The sequence below is a fragment of the Acidovorax sp. 106 genome (assembly GCF_003663825.1).
Taxonomy (GTDB): Bacteria; Pseudomonadota; Gammaproteobacteria; order Burkholderiales; family Burkholderiaceae_C; genus Acidovorax.
In genome coordinates this window covers 704,163-723,205 of record NZ_RCCC01000001.1, presented here as the reverse complement: position 1 = coordinate 723,205, position 19,043 = coordinate 704,163, and the positions used below count along the sequence as shown (strand labels likewise).

Sequence of the window (19,043 nt, the reverse complement as noted above, 5' to 3'; positions counted from 1 at the left end):
ACATTCATCATGGCGTTGACCATTCTGTGCGTGAGCTTCACGCTGCTATTGCTGCTGGGCGTGCCCGTGGCGTTTTCGATTGGCCTGTCCTCACTGGCCACCATCTTGTACGAGGGCTTGCCCCTGGCCGTGGGCTTTCAGCAAATGATTTCGGGCATGAACCCGTTTTCGTTCCTGGCCATTCCATTCTTCATCTTTGCAGGCGAAATCATGATGTATGGCGGCATTGCCGACCGCATCGTCACGTTTGCCAAGAGCCTGGCCGGCCATGTGCGCGGCGGCCTGGGCATGAGCAATGTGCTGGCCTGCACGCTGTTTGGTGGCGTCTCGGGCTCGCCTGTGGCAGACGTGTCGGCCATGGGCGCCGTGCTCATTCCGCAGATGAAGAAAGAGGGCTACCACGCTGACTACGCGGTGAACGTGACCACGCACGCCTCGCTGGTGGGCGCGCTCATGCCCACCTCGCACAACCTCATCATCTTTGCGTTGGCCGCAGGGGGCAAGGTGAGCATTGCTGCGCTGATCCTGGCGGGCATCGTGCCGGCCGTGCTGCTCACGGTGTGCAACCTGCTGGCGGCCTATCTGGTGGCCGTCAAGCGCGGCTATCCCGCTGGCACTTTCCCTGGCTGGGAAATCGTCTGGATCTCTTTCAAAGCCTCCGTGCCTGGCCTGGCCGTGGTGGTCATCATCATTGCGGGCATTTTGTCGGGGGCCTTCACGGCCACGGAGTCGGCCTCGGTGGCCGTGGTGTGGGCCCTGTTCCTGTCGGCCGTGGTGTACCGCCGCCTGACGCGTGAGCAGTTCTTGAAAGCTGCTGCCAAGGCCGTCAAGACCACCGGCACCGTGTTGTTGCTGATCGGCATCTCGTCCATGTTTGGTTACCTGATCGGCCTGTACGGCGTGGCCGAGTTGACGGCCGAGGCCTTGCGCTCTTTCAGCACCACGCCCTGGGTGATTTTCCTGTCCGTGAACGTGATCCTTTTCATCCTGGGCACCTTCCTGGACATGGCGGCCACCATTTTGATTTGCACGCCCATCTTCCTGCCCATCTGCCAGCAGTTCGGCATGACCACCGAGCAGTTCGGCATCGTCATCTTGATCAACTGCGCGCTGGGCTTGAACACGCCCCCGGTGGGCACCACGCAGTTCATCGGTTGCACCATTGGCGGCATTTCGGTGGGCGCGGTGATGAAGACCATCTGGCCTTTCTATGGCGCGCTGATCGTGGCGTTGGGGCTGGTCACTTATGTGCCCTTGTTCTCGATGTGGCTGCCCAACCTGATCCTGAAGACCGGTTAAAGGTTTGCTGAGGGAGGAATGCCAGCGGGGCCTTGCCTGCTGGCCTGACGGGCGGGTGCCTTGGGTGCCCGCCCGTTTTTTCCTTGCCCCTTTTGCCACCTGGCTGGGTTGCCGTCGTCATTGTTTTCTTTGCTGACCCCGTCTGGGGCAGCGCACCTTGCTGAAAGACCGTTGCATGGGTTCTCACCGCTTTTCCGATCGCAAAACCGTTGTGGCGCTCGCGCTGCTGTGCTGCCTGCTGTGGGGCAGCTCCTATCCGGCTATCAAGACGGGCTACGAATGGTTTGGCATTGCCGCCCACGACGTGCCGACCAAGCTGGTGTTTGCCGGCTGGCGCTTTGTGTGGGCGGGCCTGGCCCTGCTGGCCCTGGCGCTGGTCACGCGCCGCCAGGTGTGGGGGCTGGGCGCGGGCGCTGCGCGCCAGCTCGTGGTGCTGGGCTTGGCTCAGACCACGCTGCAGTACGTCTTCTTCTACGTGGGGCTGGCCTACACCACCGGGGTCAAGGGCTCCATCATGAATGCCACGGGCACGTTTTTTAGCGTGCTGCTGGCGCACTGGATTTACCACAACGACCGGCTCAGCCACGCCAAACTTTGGGGCTGCGTGGTGGGCTTTGCGGGGGTGATGGTGGTCAACCTGGGACGCGGCACGCTGGACCTGGACTTCACGCTGCTGGGCGAGGGCTTTGTGGTGATTGCCGCCTTCGTGCTGGCCGCCGCCAGCATTTACGGCAAGCAGGTGTCGCAACGCATGGATTCGATGGTCATGACCGGTTGGCAACTGGCCCTGGGCGGTGTGGCGCTGCTCGCCATTGGCTGGGGTTTTGGGGGCTCGCTCACCGGCTTTACCTGGCAGTCCACCTTGCTGCTGGTGTACCTGGCGCTGCTGTCGTCGGCCGCGTTTTCGCTGTGGAGCCTGCTGCTCAAGCACAACCGGGTCAGCCAGGTCACGGTGTTCAACTTTTCGGTGCCGGTGTTTGGGGCGGTGTTGTCGGCCATCTTCTTGGGCGAGGCACTGCTGGAGTGGAAGAACCTGCTCGCCCTGGTGCTGGTGTGCGCGGGCATCTGGCTGGTGACGCGCGATGCACCGGCCCCCAAGGCTCCCGCCACCTCTGTCACTCCAGCAAAATAAACTCGGGCACATGGCTTACCTACTTTCACGCGAAGCGTTTCAACAAGAGCTGCACGGCCAGCGCACCGATCTGTTCACCCTGCGCGGCGCCGGAGGCTTGCAGGTGGCGGTGAGCAACTACGGCGCCCGCCTGGTGCAGGTGGCCATGCCAGACGGGCAGGGCGGCCTGGTGGATGTGGCCCTGGGCTATGACAGCCTGCAGGGCTACCTTGACGGGCAGCTCTCCATGGGGGCCTTCATTGGCCGCTGGGCCGGGCGCCTGCGCGCTGGCCAGTTGCATGCGCCGGGTGGCTGCATCCTGCAGTTGCCGGTCAACGGCGGCCAGCACCACCAACACGGTGGGCCGCTGGGCAGCCGCTTTCAGGTGTTTGGTGTGACCGAAGTGCAGGCCGATGCTATGGTGCTCACCCACACCTTCCGCACCGAAGACGACGCCGTGCCAGGCACCGTGCGCCTGACGCTGTACCTGCAGGTCACGCCCGACAACGCGTTGCACATGGACTGGATGGCCGAGGTGGCCGATGCCGCCACGGTGTTCAACCCCACGGGCCACGCCTTCTTCAACCTGGCGGGCGCAGGCAGCACCCTGGGCCACACGCTGCAGCTGCCTGCCAGCCGGTACGTGCCGTTGGCGCCCGACGTGTGCCCCACCGGCGCGCTCGCATCGGTGCAGGGTGCGCCGTTCGATTTTCGCCAACCGCGCAGCGTGGCCGATGCCACAGCCATGGCCCATGAGCAACTGGCACGCGCCGGTGGGCTGGACCATTACCTGGTGCTGGACGATGCTGTCGCATCCACTGCCGCCGCAGCCCCTGCTGCCACACCTGGGTTGCGTTGGGCCGCACAGTTGTCCGAGCCAGCGTCGGGTCGTGCCATGCAGGTCTGGAGCACCGCCCCCGGCGTGCAGGTGTATGCAGGCCACGGACTCAAGGCCGACCCGGCCCGCGACCTGGGGCGTGGGGCCGGGCAGGGCACCTGGCTGTGGAAGCCCGGCGACGGTATCTGCCTGGAGCCCATGGAGTACCCCGACGCGCCCAACCACCCGGCCTTCCCCGCGCAATGGTGGCTGCCCGGCGATGTGGTGCGGGGCGCCATCGTGTACCGGTTCACGGGGTAAGGGCCTGCCTCGCAGGCTTGTGAAGTCGGTTGTCGTGTTTTTGGCCTCCAGCGCCTAATTTATAAGCGCTGGCAGCTATAAAAATAGGAGTGATTGGCGGCGGTTCGTGCAGAGAGTCATTGGCCCTTGGCCCTTGTTCGGCGTCTGCCTCGCCGCCTAAGTTTCGTCTAAGTGTTCTTGCCCACACTGCCTTCCATCGCAACCCTGATAGGAAAGGCAGACCATGAACTCCATCGCAAGCACACCCCGCCGACTCATCCTGGCCCTGGTGGCCGCAGGGGCTCTGGGCGGCACGGGCGCGGGGCTCCTCATGGGGTACCGCGCGCAGGCCAGCACGCCTGCCATCTCGGCCCCCGCCGCCCTGCAAGCCGCACCGGCCAGCGGCGTTGCATTGCCCAGCTTTGCGCAAATCACGGCGCAGAACGGGCCCGCCGTGGTCAACATCAGCGTGACGGGCTCCAGCAAAACCGCGATGGCGGAAGACGGCGATGACGACGACGGCCAACCCGCATCGCGCCGGGGCCCGCAGCTCGACCCGAACGACCCGTTCTATGAATTCTTCCGCCAGTTTGGCATTCCGGGCGCAGGTGCGCAGGGCCAGCGCAATGTGCCCACGCACGGCCAGGGCTCGGGCTTCATCGTCAGCGCCGACGGACTGGTTCTGACCAACGCCCATGTGGTCAAGGGCGCCAGCGAAGTCATCGTCAAGCTCACCGATCGGCGCGAGTTCCGCGCCAAGGTGTTGGGCTCGGACCCCAAGACCGACGTGGCCGTGCTCAAGATCGATGCCAAGGACCTGCCCACCGTGCGCCTGGGCAGCACGCGTGACCTGCAAGTGGGCGAATGGGTGCTGGCCATTGGCTCGCCCTTCGGCTTTGAAAACAGCGTGACCGCGGGCGTGGTCAGCGCCAAGGGTCGCTCGCTGCCCGACGACAGCCTGGTGCCTTTCATCCAGACCGATGTGGCAGTGAACCCCGGCAACTCGGGCGGACCGCTGTTCAACGCGAGCGGCGAAGTGGTAGGCATCAACTCGCAAATCTACAGCCGCTCGGGCGGTTACCAGGGCGTGTCGTTCTCCATCCCCATCGAGCTGGCGGCCAAGATCAAGGACCAGATCGTCGCCACCGGCAAGGTGCGCCACGCACAGCTGGGCGTGGCCGTGCAAGAGGTGAACCAGGCGTTTGCCGAATCGTTCGCGCTCGACAAGCCTGAGGGCGCGCTGGTGGCCAGCGTCAGCAAAGGCAGCGCGGCCGACAAGGCGGGGCTGGAGCCGGGCGACGTGATCCGCCAGGTGGATGGGCACCCCATCGTCGCCTCGGGCGACCTGCCCGCCTGGGTGGGCCAGGCCCAGCCCGGCCAGCAGGCCCGCCTGTCGGTGTGGCGCAAAGGCAAGCCGCTGGAGCTGACCGCCACCCTGGGCGATGCCAGCGACAAGACCAAAAAGCAGGCCAACGCCGAAGACGCCGTGGGCAAGGGGCAGTTGGGCCTGGCGCTGCGCCCCCTCGATCCCCAAGAGCGCCGTGAAATCGGCGGTGCCGAAGGCCTGGTGATTGAGCAAGCACGCGGCCCCGCCGCTGCCGCCGGTGTGCAGCCGGGCGATGTGCTGCTGGCCATCAACGGTGCCCCCACCAAGGACGTGGCCCAGGTGCGCGCGGCCATGGCCAAGGCGGGCAAATCGGTGGCGCTGCTCATCGAGCGCGACGGCAACAAGATCTTTGTGCCGGTGCGGCTGGGTTGATGCGACCCTGAGCAGGGGCCAGTGCTTGCCGCGCGCTGGCCTGCCCCCTCTTTGCCCCCCTTTCGACCGCCCATCCCCTTCGCCATTGGCTATGCTTGCCCCCCATGCGATTGCTACTCGTTGAAGATGACCCCATGATTGGCGAAGCCGTGCAAGACCTGCTGCGCGCCGAGCAGTACGCGGTCTTTGTGCCGGTGCGGCTGGGTTGATGCGACCCTGAGCAGGGGCCAGTGCTTGCCGCGCGCTGGCCTGCCCCCTCTTTGCCCCCCTTTCGACCGCCCATCCCCTTCGCCATTGGCTATGCTTGCCCACCATGCGATTGCTACTCGTTGAAGACGACCCCATGATCGGCGAAGCCGTGCAAGACCTGCTGCGTGCCGAGCAGTATGCGGTGGACTGGGCGCGTGATGGCGACGCCGCCGACACCGCCCTGCGCACCCAGGCCTATGACTTGGTCATGCTGGACCTGGGCCTGCCCAAGCGCGATGGCCTGGCGGTGCTGCGCGACCTGCGCGCGCGGAAAATCCGCACCCCCGTGCTGGTGGCCACGGCCCGCGACGCTGTGGCCCAGCGCATCGAGGGGCTGGACGCCGGGGCCGACGACTACGTGCTCAAGCCCTACGACCTGGACGAGCTGTTGGCCCGCATCCGCGCCCTGCTGCGCCGCGCTGCGGGCCGTGCCGAGCCGGTGTACGAGCACCAGGGCGTGTGCATCCACCCCGCCACGCGCGAGGTGACGGTGCGCGGCACCCCTGTAGTTTTGTCGGGCCGCGAATGGGCGGTGCTGGAGCCGCTCATCGCCCGCCCCGGCATGGTGCTGTCGCGCCAGCAGCTCGAAGACAAGCTCTACGGCTGGGGCGATGAGGTGAGCAGCAACGCGGTGGAGGTCTACATCCACGGCCTGCGCAAAAAGCTGGGGGCGGAGCTGGTGCTGAACGTGCGCGGTGTCGGCTATCTGGTGCCGAAAAAATGATGACTCCCCCTGAGTCGCTTCGCGCCTTCCCCCTCTCTCGCATTGCTGCGCAAAGCGGGAGGGGGACGCCCCCAGCGCACGCAAGCAACGCGCCGCTGTTGCGGCTTGGCGGCCCTTGCGCGGGGGCACTGGCCCAAGCTGCGCCAGTTGCTTCCGCCAAGATCAAAGCGAAGTACCTCGGGCGAGCATAGCTATGAGATCGAACTTCACCGCTTGGCGCAGCGCGCTGCAGTCCATGCTCCCCCGCTCCCTGCGCATGCAGCTCTTGGTGTTCCTGCTCGCGGCCATCATGCTGGCAGGGGCGGTGCAGGGGGCGCTGGCTTATCGGGCGGCGCTGGCCGAGGCCGATGCGCTGTTCGACTACCACATGCAGCAAACCGCGCTGGCGTTGCGCTCGGGCCTGCCGGTGGATGCGCAAGGCCTGGGGCCGGGGCTGGACCCGGAGGATGAAAACCACGAATTCATCGTTCAGGTGTGGACCAACGAAGGCCTGCGCATTTTTGAATCGGCTGTGGGCGCGGCGCTGCCGCAAATCGCGGTGCTGGGCTTTACCGATGTGAAGGCGCGGGGCGGCACCTACCGCGTGTTTTCGATGCAGACGCGCTCGCAGGTCATCCAGGTGGCGCAGAACATGGCGGCGCGGCGCGGCATGGCCCGCAGCCTTGCGCTGCGCACACTGGCACCGCTGGCCATCATGGCACCGCTCTTGGTGCTGGCGGTGTGGTGGGGCGTGAGCCGATCCCTCGCCCCGGTGGAGCGTGTGCGCCGCCAGCTGGCCCGGCGCCAGGCGGACGATCTCTCGCCCGTGAACGACGCGGCCCTGCCCGACGAAGTGCAGCCGTTGGTGGGCGAGCTGAACCTGCTGTTCGAGCGCGTACAGCGCGCGTTCGATGCCCAGCAGCACTTTGTGGCCGATGCTGCGCACGAGCTGCGCTCGCCTCTGGCCGCGCTGCGCCTGCAACTGCAAGGCCTGCAGCGCGCGGGTGACGACGCTGCCCGCGCCGCTGCCGCCGAGCGCCTGTCCGCAGGCATTGACCGGGCCACCCGGCTGGTGGAGCAACTGCTGACCCTGGCCCGCCAGGAATCTGGCACTGCCCCCGCAGAGCCCGTGGACCTGCGTGCGGTGGCGCAACTGGCGCTGGCCGACGTGGCCCCCGCTGCGCAGGCGCGGGGCATGGATGTGGGCCTGCTTGAGTCTGACGCCGCCACGCTGCCCGGCAACGCCGAGGCGCTGCGCATGCTGGCGCGCAACCTGCTCGATAACGCCATCAAGTACACGCCACCGGGCGGCCAGGTGGATGTGCAGGTGAGTGCGCAGGGTAGCCATGCCGTGCTGACGGTGGAAGACAGTGGCCCCGGCATTGCGCCCGAGCACCGCGAGCGCGCCATGCAGCGCTTTGTGCGCGTGATGGCCGACAGCACCTCGGACAGCGCCCCCGGCAGCGGCCTGGGCCTTGCCATCGTGCAAGCCATCGCCCAAAGGCACGGGGCCACGGTGGCACTGGGCGCGTCTGAACGCTTGGGCGGGTTGAGGGTGTCTGTGCAATTTGCTATTAAATAGATAGCTGCTAGCGCTTGCTGGATAAGCGCTGGAGGCCAATAATTCTTGATTGACTACCCGTCTCAGCCTGCCCATCCACCCAACCGTTCGGGCTGAGCCTGTCGAAGCCAGGGCACTTTGGGCAAACAGACCTTCGACAGGTTCTGAAACTTGAATGCTGGTATGGCCGAGCGTCGCCTGGGTGCCAGACGGCGCTCGGCTGGGCCCGCACAATGCTCGCACCGCGCTGACCAGGGCCCTGCACGGCACGCAGGCCCCGCGCTATTTCAGGTTCTCTCACCATGCACTTCATCGTTCTTGGCGCAGGCGCCATTGGTTGCTATGTGGGCGGGCGCCTGGCGGCCCATGGCCAATCCGTCTGCCTGGTGGGGCGCACGCATGCACTTGCGCCCATCGCCCAGCAGGGCCTGAGGGTGAGCGACCTGGACGGCTTCGACCACACCGTGCCTGCCGCTGCCTTGCCCCAGGCGGCCACGCTGGCGCAGGCCGTGCCTGGCCCAGACAGCATCATCCTGCTGTGCGTCAAAAGCGGCGCCACGGCATCTGCCGCGCGCGAACTGGCGGCGGCTTGCGCGCCGGGCACCCCGGTGATTTCGCTGCAAAACGGCGTAGACAACGTGGCGTGCATTGCTGAGGTGGCGCCACGCCTCAAGGTGCTGGCAGGCATGGTGCCCTACAACGTAGTGTTGCGCGGAGCCCATGTGCACCGCGCCACCGCAGGCCCCATGCAGTGGCAGCGCGACGCCATCACCGAGCGCATCGTCCCAGTCTTCAATGCCGCAGGCCTGGCCACCGTGCTGCCGCCAGACATCCGCGCCGTGCAGTGGGGCAAGCTGCTGCTCAATCTGAACAACCCGGTCAATGCGCTGTCCAACCTGCCCCTGCGCGAGGAATTGCTCGACCGCCACTGCCGCCGTGTCTTGGCCGCCCTGCAAACCGAGGCCCTGCGCGCAATGGCCTACGCTGGCATCACACCCGCCCAGCTCACCGCCGTCTCGCCCACTCTATTGCCGCATGTGCTGCGCCTGCCCAACTGGCTGTTCACCCGGGTGGCCCGGCGCATGCTGCAAATCGACGCCACGGCCCGCTCATCGATGTGGGATGACCTGGAGGCCGGGCGGGTCACGGAAATTGACGCCCTGTGCGGCGCCGTGGTGCGGCTGGCCGTGCAGCATGGCATGGCAGCGCCCCTCAATGCACGGATGTGCGAGCTGCTGGATGGGCCGAGGTTGAGGCTGTCTGGTGCGGAAATGCGGCAGATGTTGGGGGTGTAGTTGCGGTGCGTTGTCGGGTTACGCTGCGCTAACCCGACCTACTGGCGTACGGGCGTCGACTCCAGCGCCACATGCAGCCCCGCTTTCAGGCACCCCAGTGCCACCGAGGTCCGAAACCGCCGTACGTTGTCGTCACCCTCAAACAGCCTCTGCGTCAGCGCCTCGTAGTCTGCCATCGAGGCCACGTTCACCACCAGCAGGTAGTCCGCCTCGCCGGTCACGCTGTAGCACTGCTGCACAGCCTCTTCGGCGGCAATGCGCTCGCGCAGTGGGGCGGTGCGGTCGGGGCGCTCGTTTTCCAGGTGCACCTCCAGCATGATGGTCAGTGGCTTGCCCACTTTCACCGGGTCCAGCACCGCCACGTTGGCGCGGATCACGCCGCTGTCTTTCAGCCGCTGGATGCGCCGCTGCACAGCGGGGGCCGACAGGTTCACGGCCTGTGCAATCACGCGCTGGGGCGTGGTGTTGTCGGCCTGCAAGATGTTGAGGATGGCAAGGTCAAAGCGGTCGAGTGCAGCGGTGGTGGTCATGCAGGGCCCCAGGGGTGAGCGAAAGTTGCGTCAAAGGCCCTAAAACAGAGCCAAAAGCACGCGCCAGACGCACTACATTTTTGCGCATGACTGCATCCCGCCTTCAACGTTTCTTTCCCTTCCTCGCGGTGCTGGGCTCCGTCACGGCCTTGGGGCTTGGCACTTCGTGGGCCAAGCAGGTGTTGTTCCCGGCCGTGGGCGCGCAGGGCACCACCGCCGTGCGCGTGGGCCTGTCGGCAGTGCTGATGCTGCTGCTGTGGCGCCCCTGGCGCTGGCGCCTGTCGCGCACCGACGCCAAGGCCGTAGCCCTGTACGGCGCCGCGCTGGGCGCCATGAACCTCATGTTCTACATGTCCATCCAGACCCTGCCATTTGGCCTGGCCGTGGCCATCGAGTTTGCCGGGCCGCTGGCCGTGGCCATCTGGTCGTCGCGCCGCGCCATGGACTTTGTGTGGGTGGCGCTGGCCATGGTGGGCCTAGGCTTGCTCCTGCCCCTGGGGCTGAGCGGCAGCACGCTGGACCCCGTGGGGGTGATGTACTCGGTGGGCGCCGCCGTGTTCTGGGCGCTGTACATCATCTATGGCAAGCGGGCCGGGCACCTGCACGCGGGGCAATCGGTATCGCTGGGCCTGCTGGTGGCTGCGCTGGTGGTGGTGCCCGTGGGCGTGGCGCATGCAGGCGCTGCGCTGCTGTCCCCCTCTGTGCTGCTGGTGGGCTTGTGCGTGGCGGCCATTTCCAGTGCCATTCCCATCTCGCTGGAAATGATGGCCCTCAAGCGCCTGCCCAAAGAGGCCTTCGGCATCATGATCAGCATGGAGCCTGCCGTGGCCGCGTTGCTGGCGCTGCCGCTGCTGGGGGAGCAGTTGAGCGCGGTGCAGTGGCTGGCCATTGGGTGCATCGTGGCGGCGTCGATGGGCAGCGCCGCGACGGCGGGGCGATCCAAGGCGACGCCCGTTCAGCCACAGGCCGCGTGACGGGCGCCGGGCGCCGGGCGCAGCGCAGATTTACTCTGCTTTTGATAGCTGTTTGCGCACGCTGATAAAGCCATGGAGGCCTATTTGTTGAATTTTTCGGGCCGAAGTTCTTCGTGGGGGGCTCGGTGAACTCTTCGGCATGCGCAGGCGAGGTAAAGGCCCTGGAAATCACGCTGATGATGGGGCGCACCCAGATGCAGAGCTTGAAGTGCTGCGTGGACCTCCAAGCCTAGCGTGATGTCCTGACGCCCTGGCACAGAGGTCTGACGCCAGGAGGGCCGGTGCCTGCGAAGTGGATTGGCGCATGATGGCAAAGCTCGCTGAGCGCACGGGCGCAGAGGTGCGGGGCAGAAACCGATAATCGGTTCGAGGCTCACCGTCGTGAGCCCAAGATGCTGAAAGCACCCCACCCGATGCGGATTGAACAGCCGACATTTCCTTTGTCCAGCCATGCCTTCGCTGCTGCCCTGCGAACCGGTCACGGTCGCACCATTCAGCAGGTTGAGGGCTACGGGTTGATGGGATTAGAGGGTGACGTTGTAAGTGCCTGCGTTTCATGCCTCTCCTATGACCCGCAGTGCGAGGCAGAGCGGGCACCATGGCTGGCCTCTATCGTCCAGCGCGCGAACCTCCATACCGAGGTGTTGAGGGCCATCGATGCCTCGGCGCAGGCGCTGTCTTCGGAGAACCATCGGGACATGGCGCAGCGCAGCGGGATCCTCCGTGCGCTTGCTTGCGCCGGTTCGAAAGAGGCAAGGCGCTTGCTGTATTCGTCCTTTGCGCGCTCGTCCAACACATCGGATGTGATCGGGGCTGAACACATCGTGGCACTCGATGGCATGGAGGGCCTGAAACATGTGGCCCGCCAACTTGGACGTTGGTTGCAAGCGGACCTCGATTTCTGGGTCGATGACTGGGGTGCGGATCAGTTCGACGAGTTGGCAGGGATCGAGGGCGGATTGGCGATGTTGGAAGGCGAGGCCGAGGCCGACCCTGATATCGCACGCTACCTTGCAGGCATGCGAAATACGCGCGAGAGCAGAAACGCCGCGCCAAATCGCTTCGACGCGACAGCCTACTCCGGCTCTGAGATCGTCGCGCACGTTCGCAATTCTCCGAAGGACCCATGTCATTGGTTCAGAAGGTGGGGGGCACAGGCCTCCAGCGACCAGCGCGAGACGGTCTTTGCGGCGCTGGTGGCGTCGGACGATCCCCAGCATGTCAAGCGCCTGTGCAGATGCTTTGCGAAGACCGGCGTCCCACGTTTCGACCGCCGACTGCTCCAATGGATTCCAGATGCGGATGACCAGGTTCAGTGGGCGGCCGTGCGAGCCCTGGCCTCGGTCAAGCACGAGGAGTTGCGGCGCGTCGCGGTGCACCAGATCGCCAACGGTGATATGGCGACCGGTATCGCGCTGCTGGTGAACAACTTTGAAGCGGGTGACTTCGCTCTGTGCGCCAAGCATCTCCAACGGATCGATGGCGCGGACGATGTCCATCACTTGGTGGGGGAACTGCTGGACCTGTGCGAGGCGCATCCGGGTTTGGATGCGCTCGACTGCCTTCTCTACGTGTATGAATTCTCTCCATGCTCGACTTGTCGCAATCGGGCTGTGAAGGCGTTGGTAAAAACGAACTCCGCCCCGGCATGGGTGCGGGCTGAGGCTGCGTTCGACGCGGACCCGGAGACGAGAGCGCTTGTAGGCGCTGCGCACGCGGCGCGACCATGATTCGCTGGATGCCGGGCGCAGCGCAAGATTGCTCTGCTTTCGATAGCTGCTAGCGCAAGCCAATCAATCCCTTGAGGCCTATTTTGTTGAAATTCGCGGGCCGAGGCGCTGTGTGGGAGGGGTGGGGCGTCCTGGCGCCCTGGCAGCGTGCATCGGGCGTAAAAAAAGTCTTCCAGGGCGCGGGTTTTGGCGGACGTTGACCTGGTCCCCTCAGCAGGAATCGAACCTGCATCTAGCGCTTAGGAGGCACTCGTTCTATCCATTGAACTATGAGGAGACTGGGCGCGATTGTAGAGGCTGCGGAGGCGGGTTCTTGGCGGGTTGGAGCACTCAGTCGTACTTCATCGTATAGATCAGATCCACCGCACTGTTGCTGCCCGCTTGCCCGCGCAGGGTGAGGCGGCGCGAGAGGTCGTAGAAGATGTACAGCCCGCCCATGGTGCCCGACAGGGTGCGTTCGTACGTCACGTAAAGGTCTTTGGACAGGCGCTTGCCGAAGGTCAGGGCGGCGGCACTGGCGTCTTCGCCGGCTGCGGCGCTCTTGAAGCCGATCTCGTCCAGGCCCACGCGGCTGGCCAGGTTGGCGGTGACCGACTGGCCCCGGTTGCCCAGCAGGGTCAGGGCGGCTTGCTGCAGCACAGCGGCTTCGGCGCCGCCTGCGGTGGCGTCGCGGCCCAGCACCACCCAGGCGAGTTTTTCCGCATCGGGCAAGTCGGGGTCTGAGTAAAGGCGCACGCGGGGTGCCAGGGCCGAGCCGGTGACCTGCACGCCCGCGCGCACGCTGATGTTGGGGCGCAGCGCCAGGATGTCGAGCGAGGGGTTGTTGTACGGGCCGTTGAAGCGGATGAGGCCGGTCTCCACGTCCAGCATCTGGCCCCAGGCGCGGTAGCGGCCTTCTTCGGTGCGCACCTCGCCCGTCACGCGGGGCGGGGCGCCGGGCGTGGTGCTGCTGCGCAGTTGCACCTCGCCGGTCAGCCGGGTGGTGATGCCGTGGCCTTGCAGGGCAAAGTCGCGGCCCAGGTTCAGCGTCACGGCCATCAATGGGGGCTTGGCTGTGGTGATGCGCCCGGTGGGCTCTGGTGCGGGCTGCTCGGCGTTTTGCTGGGCCTTGGCGGCGGCTTGCGCGCTGGCCTGGGCCTGCTTGTCGCGCGCGGCAGAGCGCACCACCACGTCAGAGCCCAGGGTGGGGGCGGTCTCGTCGGGCAGCAGGATGGTGGCGCGGTCGGTGGTGAGCTGGCCGGTCAGGCTGAGTTGGCCTTGCTCCAGCGTGGCTTGCAGGTTGCCGGACACGCTGACCTGCCGGTCGGCACGCACGAGCACCTGCAGCGCTTTGGCCTGGGCTTGCAGGTTCAGGCTGATGCGGGGTGCTGCGTTGGTGTCGGAGTCGGCATCGGCATCGGTCCAGGCCAGGCGGCCGGTGGCCGAGAGGGTGCCGCGCTCGTCGGGGGCTGCTGTGCGGTTTCCGCTTTGGCCTGTGATACGCGCTTTGCTCCCGCGCCCGCCTTGCAGCTGGAACTCGGTCAGCTCCACCTGGTTGCCGCGCAGGTTGGCGCGCAGGCGTCCACCCTGGAGGTCCACACCGTCGATGAGCGAGCGCACGGCCAGGTCATCTGCGGCCAGCGTGCCTGCCCAGCGGGGGGCGTTGCGGGTGCCAGACAGGGTGGCGTTGGCGTCCAGCGTGCCGCGCACGCGCCAGCCGGGGGGCGCCAGGGCCGACCACACGCCCACATCGGGCAGACGTGCGCGCAGGGTGCCTGCCAGCGGTGCGTCGGCGGGCCAGGGGGGCTCACCCTGCCCCCATTGGATGCGGGTGTTGGCACTGGCATCGATCTCGCCCGCGCGGGCGCTGGCCCATTGCAGGCGGGCACTGAGGGTGTCGGCTTGCAGTTGCACCGACAGCTCTGCCTGGCGCACGCCTGCCGTGCTGACGGCGGCCGTGGCGGTGGGGGCTTGCACACTGCCAGCCCCCAGTCCTTGGCCGCTGCTGTGGCTGACCACGCCGGCGGACGCATCGCCGCCCAGGATGCGCACATCGCCCTGCGTGCGCCGCAGGCTGGCGCTGGCGCGTGGGGTGTCGGTGGTGTCTACGTTCCACGGGCCTTCCAGCAATATGTCAGTGGCCAAGCCCAGCCGGGCCAGCAAAGGTTGCGGGGCCAGGGTGGGAGCGGTGGGCGAGGGGGTGGTGCCGGTTGCCGGGGAGGCGGTCTGCTCGCTACCCAGCGCATCCACCCAGGCCAGGGGCAGGCCTTGCAGCGTGCCCTGCGTTTGCACGCGGGGCAAGGCGCCCGCCACCGTGGTCAGGCGCAGGGGCTGCCAGCGCAGTTGCACTGTGCCGGGCAGGGGGCCTGTGATCTGGGCTTGGCCTGCAGTGGCTTGCACGGCCCAGCCCAGAGGTGTGTGGGCAGCGGCTTTGCGGGGCTGTTCTTTGGGAAGCACTTTGGCCGCCGGGGCACCGCTGTGCAACGACACGCTCCACGGCTCGGTGAGCTGGGCCACCCAGGTGCCGCTCTGGCGCGTGTCTTGCCACTGAGCGCGCAGGTGGCTCCACTGGGCTTGCCATGTGCTGGAGCCTGCTGCAGCACCCGCCCCAGTGCCTGCCGCCGGGGCGCTGAGGCCACCGCTCAGGCGGGTTTGCAGCGACCAGCGCTGTGTGCCGGTGCGCGCCTCGCCTTCCACTGTCAGGTTGGCTTGGGTCATTTGCCCCTGCAGCTCGGCCTTCACCGTCCGCCATTGGATGGATGTGGCGACGTTGGTGGATGGGCCTGCTGGCAGCACCGTCTCCAGCTGGGGGGTGCTCAACGTGGCTTGCACGGTAAAGCCTGGCTGGGTGGCGGGCCAGGCCGTGCCCTGCGCTGCGGCTTGCAGTTGTTGCTGCAGCGTGTGCCAGCCGCCATTCCACTGCCATTGCAGCTGCGCCTGGCCCTTGGCCGATGCAGTGCCCAGCGCGCTTTGCAGGGCGGTGCCCACCCAGGGCAGGCGGCCCAGCCAGCGCAGGGTTTGCTCCGCATCGTTCACCCGCAGCAGGCCGTTGCCCTGGCCGGTGCGCGGGGCCATTTGCCCTTGCAGGCGCAGCTCGGTGCCGGGCACGGTCACGTTGAGCAGCCCTTGCGCTGCCAGCGTGGGGGCGGGGTTGGGGGAGGGCGTCTGTGCAGCAAGCTTTGCAGCTTGGCCCCGGCTGATGCGCAGGTCGGTGGCCTGGGCCTGCAGTTGCAGTGCCTGGAGATTCAGCTTTTCGATGTGGGCTGTGCCCCCGTTATCGAGTGGGTTCCACTGGCCTTGGGCCGAGAACGCATCGATGCGCAGGGCTGCAGCGTTGCCTGCTGTAGTGCCTGCTGTGGCGCCTGGGCGGGCTGCGCGCACATCGGCCACAAAGTGCACGGCTTGCGTGGCCTGCGATGGCACGCTGGCCTGCAAGCTGCCTGACAGCGGTGCCGCTGCGAATGCGGTGTGCAGCGCGGCGGGCGACAGGTGGCTCAGGCGGGCTTCGCCTTCCAGCACGCCGCTGGCGGGCGTGAAGCGACCTTGCACACTGAGGCTGCCCGCGCTGGGGCCAGCGCCCACGGTGGCGGTGGCTTTGGGCACGGCCCACTGCGTGCCGTTGTAGGTGGCTTGGGCTTGCAGTTGGGCCAGGGGCAGGCGCTGTATGTCCCACGGGCCGGGCTGGCGGTTGGTCAGGTCGGCCGTCAGTTGCCAAGTGGCGGTCTGCTGGGCATTGCCTGCCGTGGTGCCCGCACTCAGCGTGCCCTGCAGATCGGTGGTTGGGGCCTGGGGCCACAGGGCAGCCAGGTTCACGGCTTGCAGCGTGGCCTGCGCTTGCTGCACGGGCTGGGCCGCCCAGGGCTGCACGCTGGCTTGCACGCTGGCGCGCATGGCGGCCGTTTTGGCCCTGGGGGGGGCGCTGGCGGTGTCCGTGGTGCTTGCGAGGGATGCGCTGGGCTGTATATCGGCTTGCAGTTGCAATTGGGCGGCTGCTGTGGCCAGCGTGCCTTGCAGACTGGCGTGGGCGGTGGCGGCAAAGGCATCGGTGCGGCCGGGCAGGGCGGTGGTGAGGGTGCCATCCAACGTGGCCTGCAGCGCCATGGGCGCTGCGCCTTGCAGGGTGACCTGCGCGGTGTACTGGCCCTGCGCCAGTGCCAGGTGGTCGATGCGCAGGTGGTGCGCCTGCCTGTCAAAACGGTACGTGCCTGCCAGCCCTTGCACTTGCACTGGGGGGGTATCGGTTGCCTCTGATACTTGGCCCCACTGCAGTTGCGCAACCTGAAACGGTACTTCTACTGCCAGCGGCAGCAGCAGTTGCTCCAACGGTGCTGTGGCGGGTGGGGGCTCGTTGACCGGGCGCTGCAGGGGGGTGATTTGCACCCGCGCTGCGCTCACGGTGCCTAGCTGCAGTTGGCGCTGCAGCAGGGGGGAAAGTTGCCAGTCCAGTTGGGCGTCGGTCACTTCCACTGCCAGGGTGGGGCTGCTCCAGCGCAGCCAGCCCAGGTGGCCACCGTTGCGAAGCGAGCCCGTGACATCGCGGCTTTGCAGGCTTTGGCCTGCGGGCAGCCACTGGGCCACGCGCGCCAGCGTGGTGGCCAGCGATGTGGCCTGCCCGGCCCACCACCAGGCGGCACCGGCCACGCAGGCCAGGGTGATGCACAGGCCGAGCAAGGACCACAGCAGCCAGCGCAGCACCTTGCGGGCCGGATGGGCTGGGCGTGCGGGATGTGCTGGTGTCGTGAGCGCTGTGGCCGAGGAGGTCGTGTCTTGTGGTGTCTGCATCAGAAGGTGAAACCCAGTCGCAAGTGCAGCCGCAGTTTTTTCGATTGAACGCCCCAGGCCAGGTCGGCCTGCAGTGGCCCCACGGGGCTGCGCCACCGCACGCCGGTGCCCACGCCCACGCGCGGGTCGAGGTCGCCCACGCGGTCGGCCACGGCACCGGCATCCACAAACAGGGTGCTTTCCCAGTCGGTCATGTTGCCGCCGTAGACGATGGGGCGCTGCCACTCCACGCTGGCCACGCCCATGTAGCGCCCGCCGTACAGCTGGTTGTTGTCGGTGCGTGCGCCGATGGCGCGGTAGCCGTAGCCACGTACGGTGGTGTCGCCCCCGGTCAGGAAGAGCTGGGCGACGGGGATCTCGGCACTTTCTCGCGCCAGCACGGCGCCCACTTCAGTGCGCACGGCAATGCGGGCACTGCGGGCCGCGCCGTCGCCTGCCTCGACCCGCCCTGCGGGAAAGAACGACTGCCAGCGCACCAGCGTGCGGGTGAAGGGATTGCGCTCGGGCCGCAGCGTGACGCCTGCGCCCAGCTCCACCGCAATGCCGTAGCCGCGCGTGGGGGCCGTGTTGCTGTTGAAATAGCGGCCCGTCCAGCCGTAGTTCACGCTCAGGGCAGCGCTGTCTGCCGGAGCATTGAGGCCCTGGGCGCGCGAGGTGTCGTAGCGCAGGTAGTAGGTGCGGTCGATGTTCTTGGTGCTTTGGCTGCGTCCGCCCAGCACTTCCACGCTGTTGACGTCGTAGTCGCCCGTTTGCTGGCGTTGGGCCAGGCCCGAGGTGAACCAGCGCCAGCCGTTTTCGCCGGGCAGTGCGGTCCAGCCGGTGCCGATTTGCTGCGCCTTCTTGTCGAGCGAGAGTTTGTTGATGGCGCGCCAGCCCTCTGTGGGCCACTGGTTGTGCGTGTGGTCGATGGACAGGCGCGGCCCGCTGTCGGTGGACACGCCCACGCCAAACACCAGTTTTTGCAGCTTGGCCTCGCGCACCTGGGCGATCACGGGGGCGGCCTGTGGGGTGGTGCTGTCGGTGTCCAGTGTCAGGAACACCGCGTCGTAGTAGCCGCTACTGGCCAGGCGCTGCTGGGCGTCCAGCATTTCGGCCTCGTCATACACGGTGCCGGTGGGCAGCCGTGCCAGGCGGCGCGCGCCATCGGGGTCATAGCGTTCGCTGCCCTGCACTTTCAGCGGTCCAAAGCGGTAGGCCGGGCCGGGGTCGTACGTGACGGACAGGGCGGCCTGCTGCGTGTCCGCATCCACCTCGGCGCGGCTGTTGGTGATGCTGGCGCTGGCGTAGCGGCGCGCTTGCAGCTGGCGCAAGCCCGTGTTTTTTGCGTCGGACCAGCCTGCTTGCGTGAAGGCGCTGCCTTCGGGCAAAGCCCAGTTGCGCTGTATGCGTTCCAGTTGGCGTGTCCGTGCATTGGGCTCGGCAGCGGACTCAGCCTCGCGAACTTCGGTGAATCGGATGTCGGCACTGGCAATGCGCGTTTGCGGCCCAGGCTCCACGGTGATGGTGACGGCATAGGGCGGCGTAGGGGCGGCCGCATCGGCGGGGGCTTCGCGCAGGCTGATGGTGATGTCCGGGGCAAAATAACCCAGCGTGCCCAGCAGCTCGCGCACATTGGCGTCTGCGGCGTGCAGCAGGCGGCGCAGTTCTTCGGCCTGCAGGTCGGGCAGCTGGCGAAAGCGTTGCAGCTCCAGATGGCGCTCCAGCGTCTCGCGCACGGCATTGGGGGCTTTGACCTCCAGGCTGAACGTCGCCTGCGCTGCCGCCGCGGCTGCGTTGGTGGTGGTGTTGGTCTCGTCGTCTGTGGGGGGCTGGCGTGGCCACAGGCTGCAGCCTTGCAGCGCCAGCGTGCCGCAAAGCAGCAACGCCGACCATGGGGCCGGCGTTGAATGGGGCAGTGCCTTGCGCATGGTGCGTGCGCTGGCAGCAGAAACGGGCTTGAAAAAATTCATGTCAG

Annotated in this window: 12 protein-coding genes and 1 tRNA gene; 9 read left to right on the top strand and 4 right to left on the bottom strand. The window is 67.0% G+C overall.

Going from position 1 to position 19,043, the window contains the following annotated elements; genetic code table 11:
- Positions 1–9 precede the first annotated feature (9 nt).
- From C8C98_RS03180 to C8C98_RS03145, 7 genes are all read left to right on the top strand, one after another.
- Positions 10–1,299: a TRAP transporter large permease gene (locus tag C8C98_RS03180; protein ID WP_121453097.1), complete on the top strand. Its 1,290-nt coding sequence runs from the start codon at positions 10–12 to the stop codon at positions 1,297–1,299.
- A gap of 175 nt (positions 1,300–1,474) precedes the next feature.
- Complete coding sequence (locus C8C98_RS03175; RefSeq protein ID WP_121455990.1) at positions 1,475–2,431, top strand: DMT family transporter; 957 nt, start codon at positions 1,475–1,477, stop codon at positions 2,429–2,431.
- Between the two features lie 10 nt (positions 2,432–2,441).
- Positions 2,442–3,548 (top strand): aldose epimerase family protein, encoded by a 1,107-nt coding sequence (locus C8C98_RS03170; RefSeq protein ID WP_121453096.1) that lies wholly within the window; start codon positions 2,442–2,444, stop codon positions 3,546–3,548.
- Between the two features lie 223 nt (positions 3,549–3,771).
- Complete coding sequence (locus C8C98_RS03165) at positions 3,772–5,286, top strand: DegQ family serine endoprotease (protein ID WP_121453095.1); 1,515 nt, start codon at positions 3,772–3,774, stop codon at positions 5,284–5,286.
- A 313-nt stretch (positions 5,287–5,599) separates the two neighbouring features.
- The gene (locus C8C98_RS03155; protein ID WP_121455989.1) at positions 5,600–6,259 is read left to right on the top strand and encodes a response regulator transcription factor; all 660 of its coding nucleotides are present in this window, start codon (positions 5,600–5,602) and stop codon (positions 6,257–6,259) included.
- 235 nt (positions 6,260–6,494) lie between these two features.
- Positions 6,495–7,820: an ATP-binding protein gene (locus tag C8C98_RS03150; RefSeq protein ID WP_370450311.1), complete on the top strand. Its 1,326-nt coding sequence runs from the start codon at positions 6,495–6,497 to the stop codon at positions 7,818–7,820.
- Between the two features lie 281 nt (positions 7,821–8,101).
- On the top strand, positions 8,102–9,094 hold the full coding sequence (locus C8C98_RS03145; RefSeq protein WP_121453093.1) for a 2-dehydropantoate 2-reductase: 993 nt from the start codon (positions 8,102–8,104) through the stop codon (positions 9,092–9,094).
- Between the two features lie 38 nt (positions 9,095–9,132).
- On the opposite strand, the gene C8C98_RS03140 is transcribed toward C8C98_RS03145, so the two are convergent.
- The gene (locus tag C8C98_RS03140; protein ID WP_121453092.1) at positions 9,133–9,624 is read right to left on the bottom strand and encodes an Lrp/AsnC family transcriptional regulator; all 492 of its coding nucleotides are present in this window, start codon (positions 9,622–9,624) and stop codon (positions 9,133–9,135) included.
- A gap of 86 nt (positions 9,625–9,710) precedes the next feature.
- On the opposite strand from C8C98_RS03140, the gene C8C98_RS03135 reads away from it, so the two are divergent.
- Positions 9,711–10,598 carry an EamA family transporter gene (locus C8C98_RS03135; protein ID WP_121453091.1) on the top strand — a complete coding sequence of 296 codons (888 nt, stop codon included), beginning with the start codon at positions 9,711–9,713 and terminating at the stop codon, positions 10,596–10,598.
- A gap of 392 nt (positions 10,599–10,990) precedes the next feature.
- Positions 10,991–12,328 carry a hypothetical protein gene (locus tag C8C98_RS03130; protein WP_199726539.1) on the top strand — a complete coding sequence of 446 codons (1,338 nt, stop codon included), beginning with the start codon at positions 10,991–10,993 and terminating at the stop codon, positions 12,326–12,328.
- A gap of 202 nt (positions 12,329–12,530) precedes the next feature.
- On the opposite strand, the gene C8C98_RS03125 is transcribed toward C8C98_RS03130, so the two are convergent.
- The 3 genes from C8C98_RS03125 to C8C98_RS03115 all read right to left on the bottom strand — a co-directional run bounded on the left by C8C98_RS03125 (position 12,531) and on the right by C8C98_RS03115 (position 19,038).
- Positions 12,531–12,605: transfer RNA gene (locus tag C8C98_RS03125), tRNA-Arg, on the bottom strand.
- Positions 12,606–12,658: 53 nt separating this feature from the next.
- The gene (locus tag C8C98_RS03120; protein ID WP_121453090.1) at positions 12,659–17,089 is read right to left on the bottom strand and encodes a translocation/assembly module TamB domain-containing protein; all 4,431 of its coding nucleotides are present in this window, start codon (positions 17,087–17,089) and stop codon (positions 12,659–12,661) included.
- Entirely contained in the window at positions 17,089–19,038 is a 1,950-nt protein-coding gene (locus C8C98_RS03115; RefSeq protein WP_233574433.1) for an autotransporter assembly complex family protein, read from the bottom strand. The genes C8C98_RS03120 and C8C98_RS03115 overlap by 1 nt, the downstream gene beginning before the upstream one ends.
- Positions 19,039–19,043: the final 5 nt, after the last annotated feature.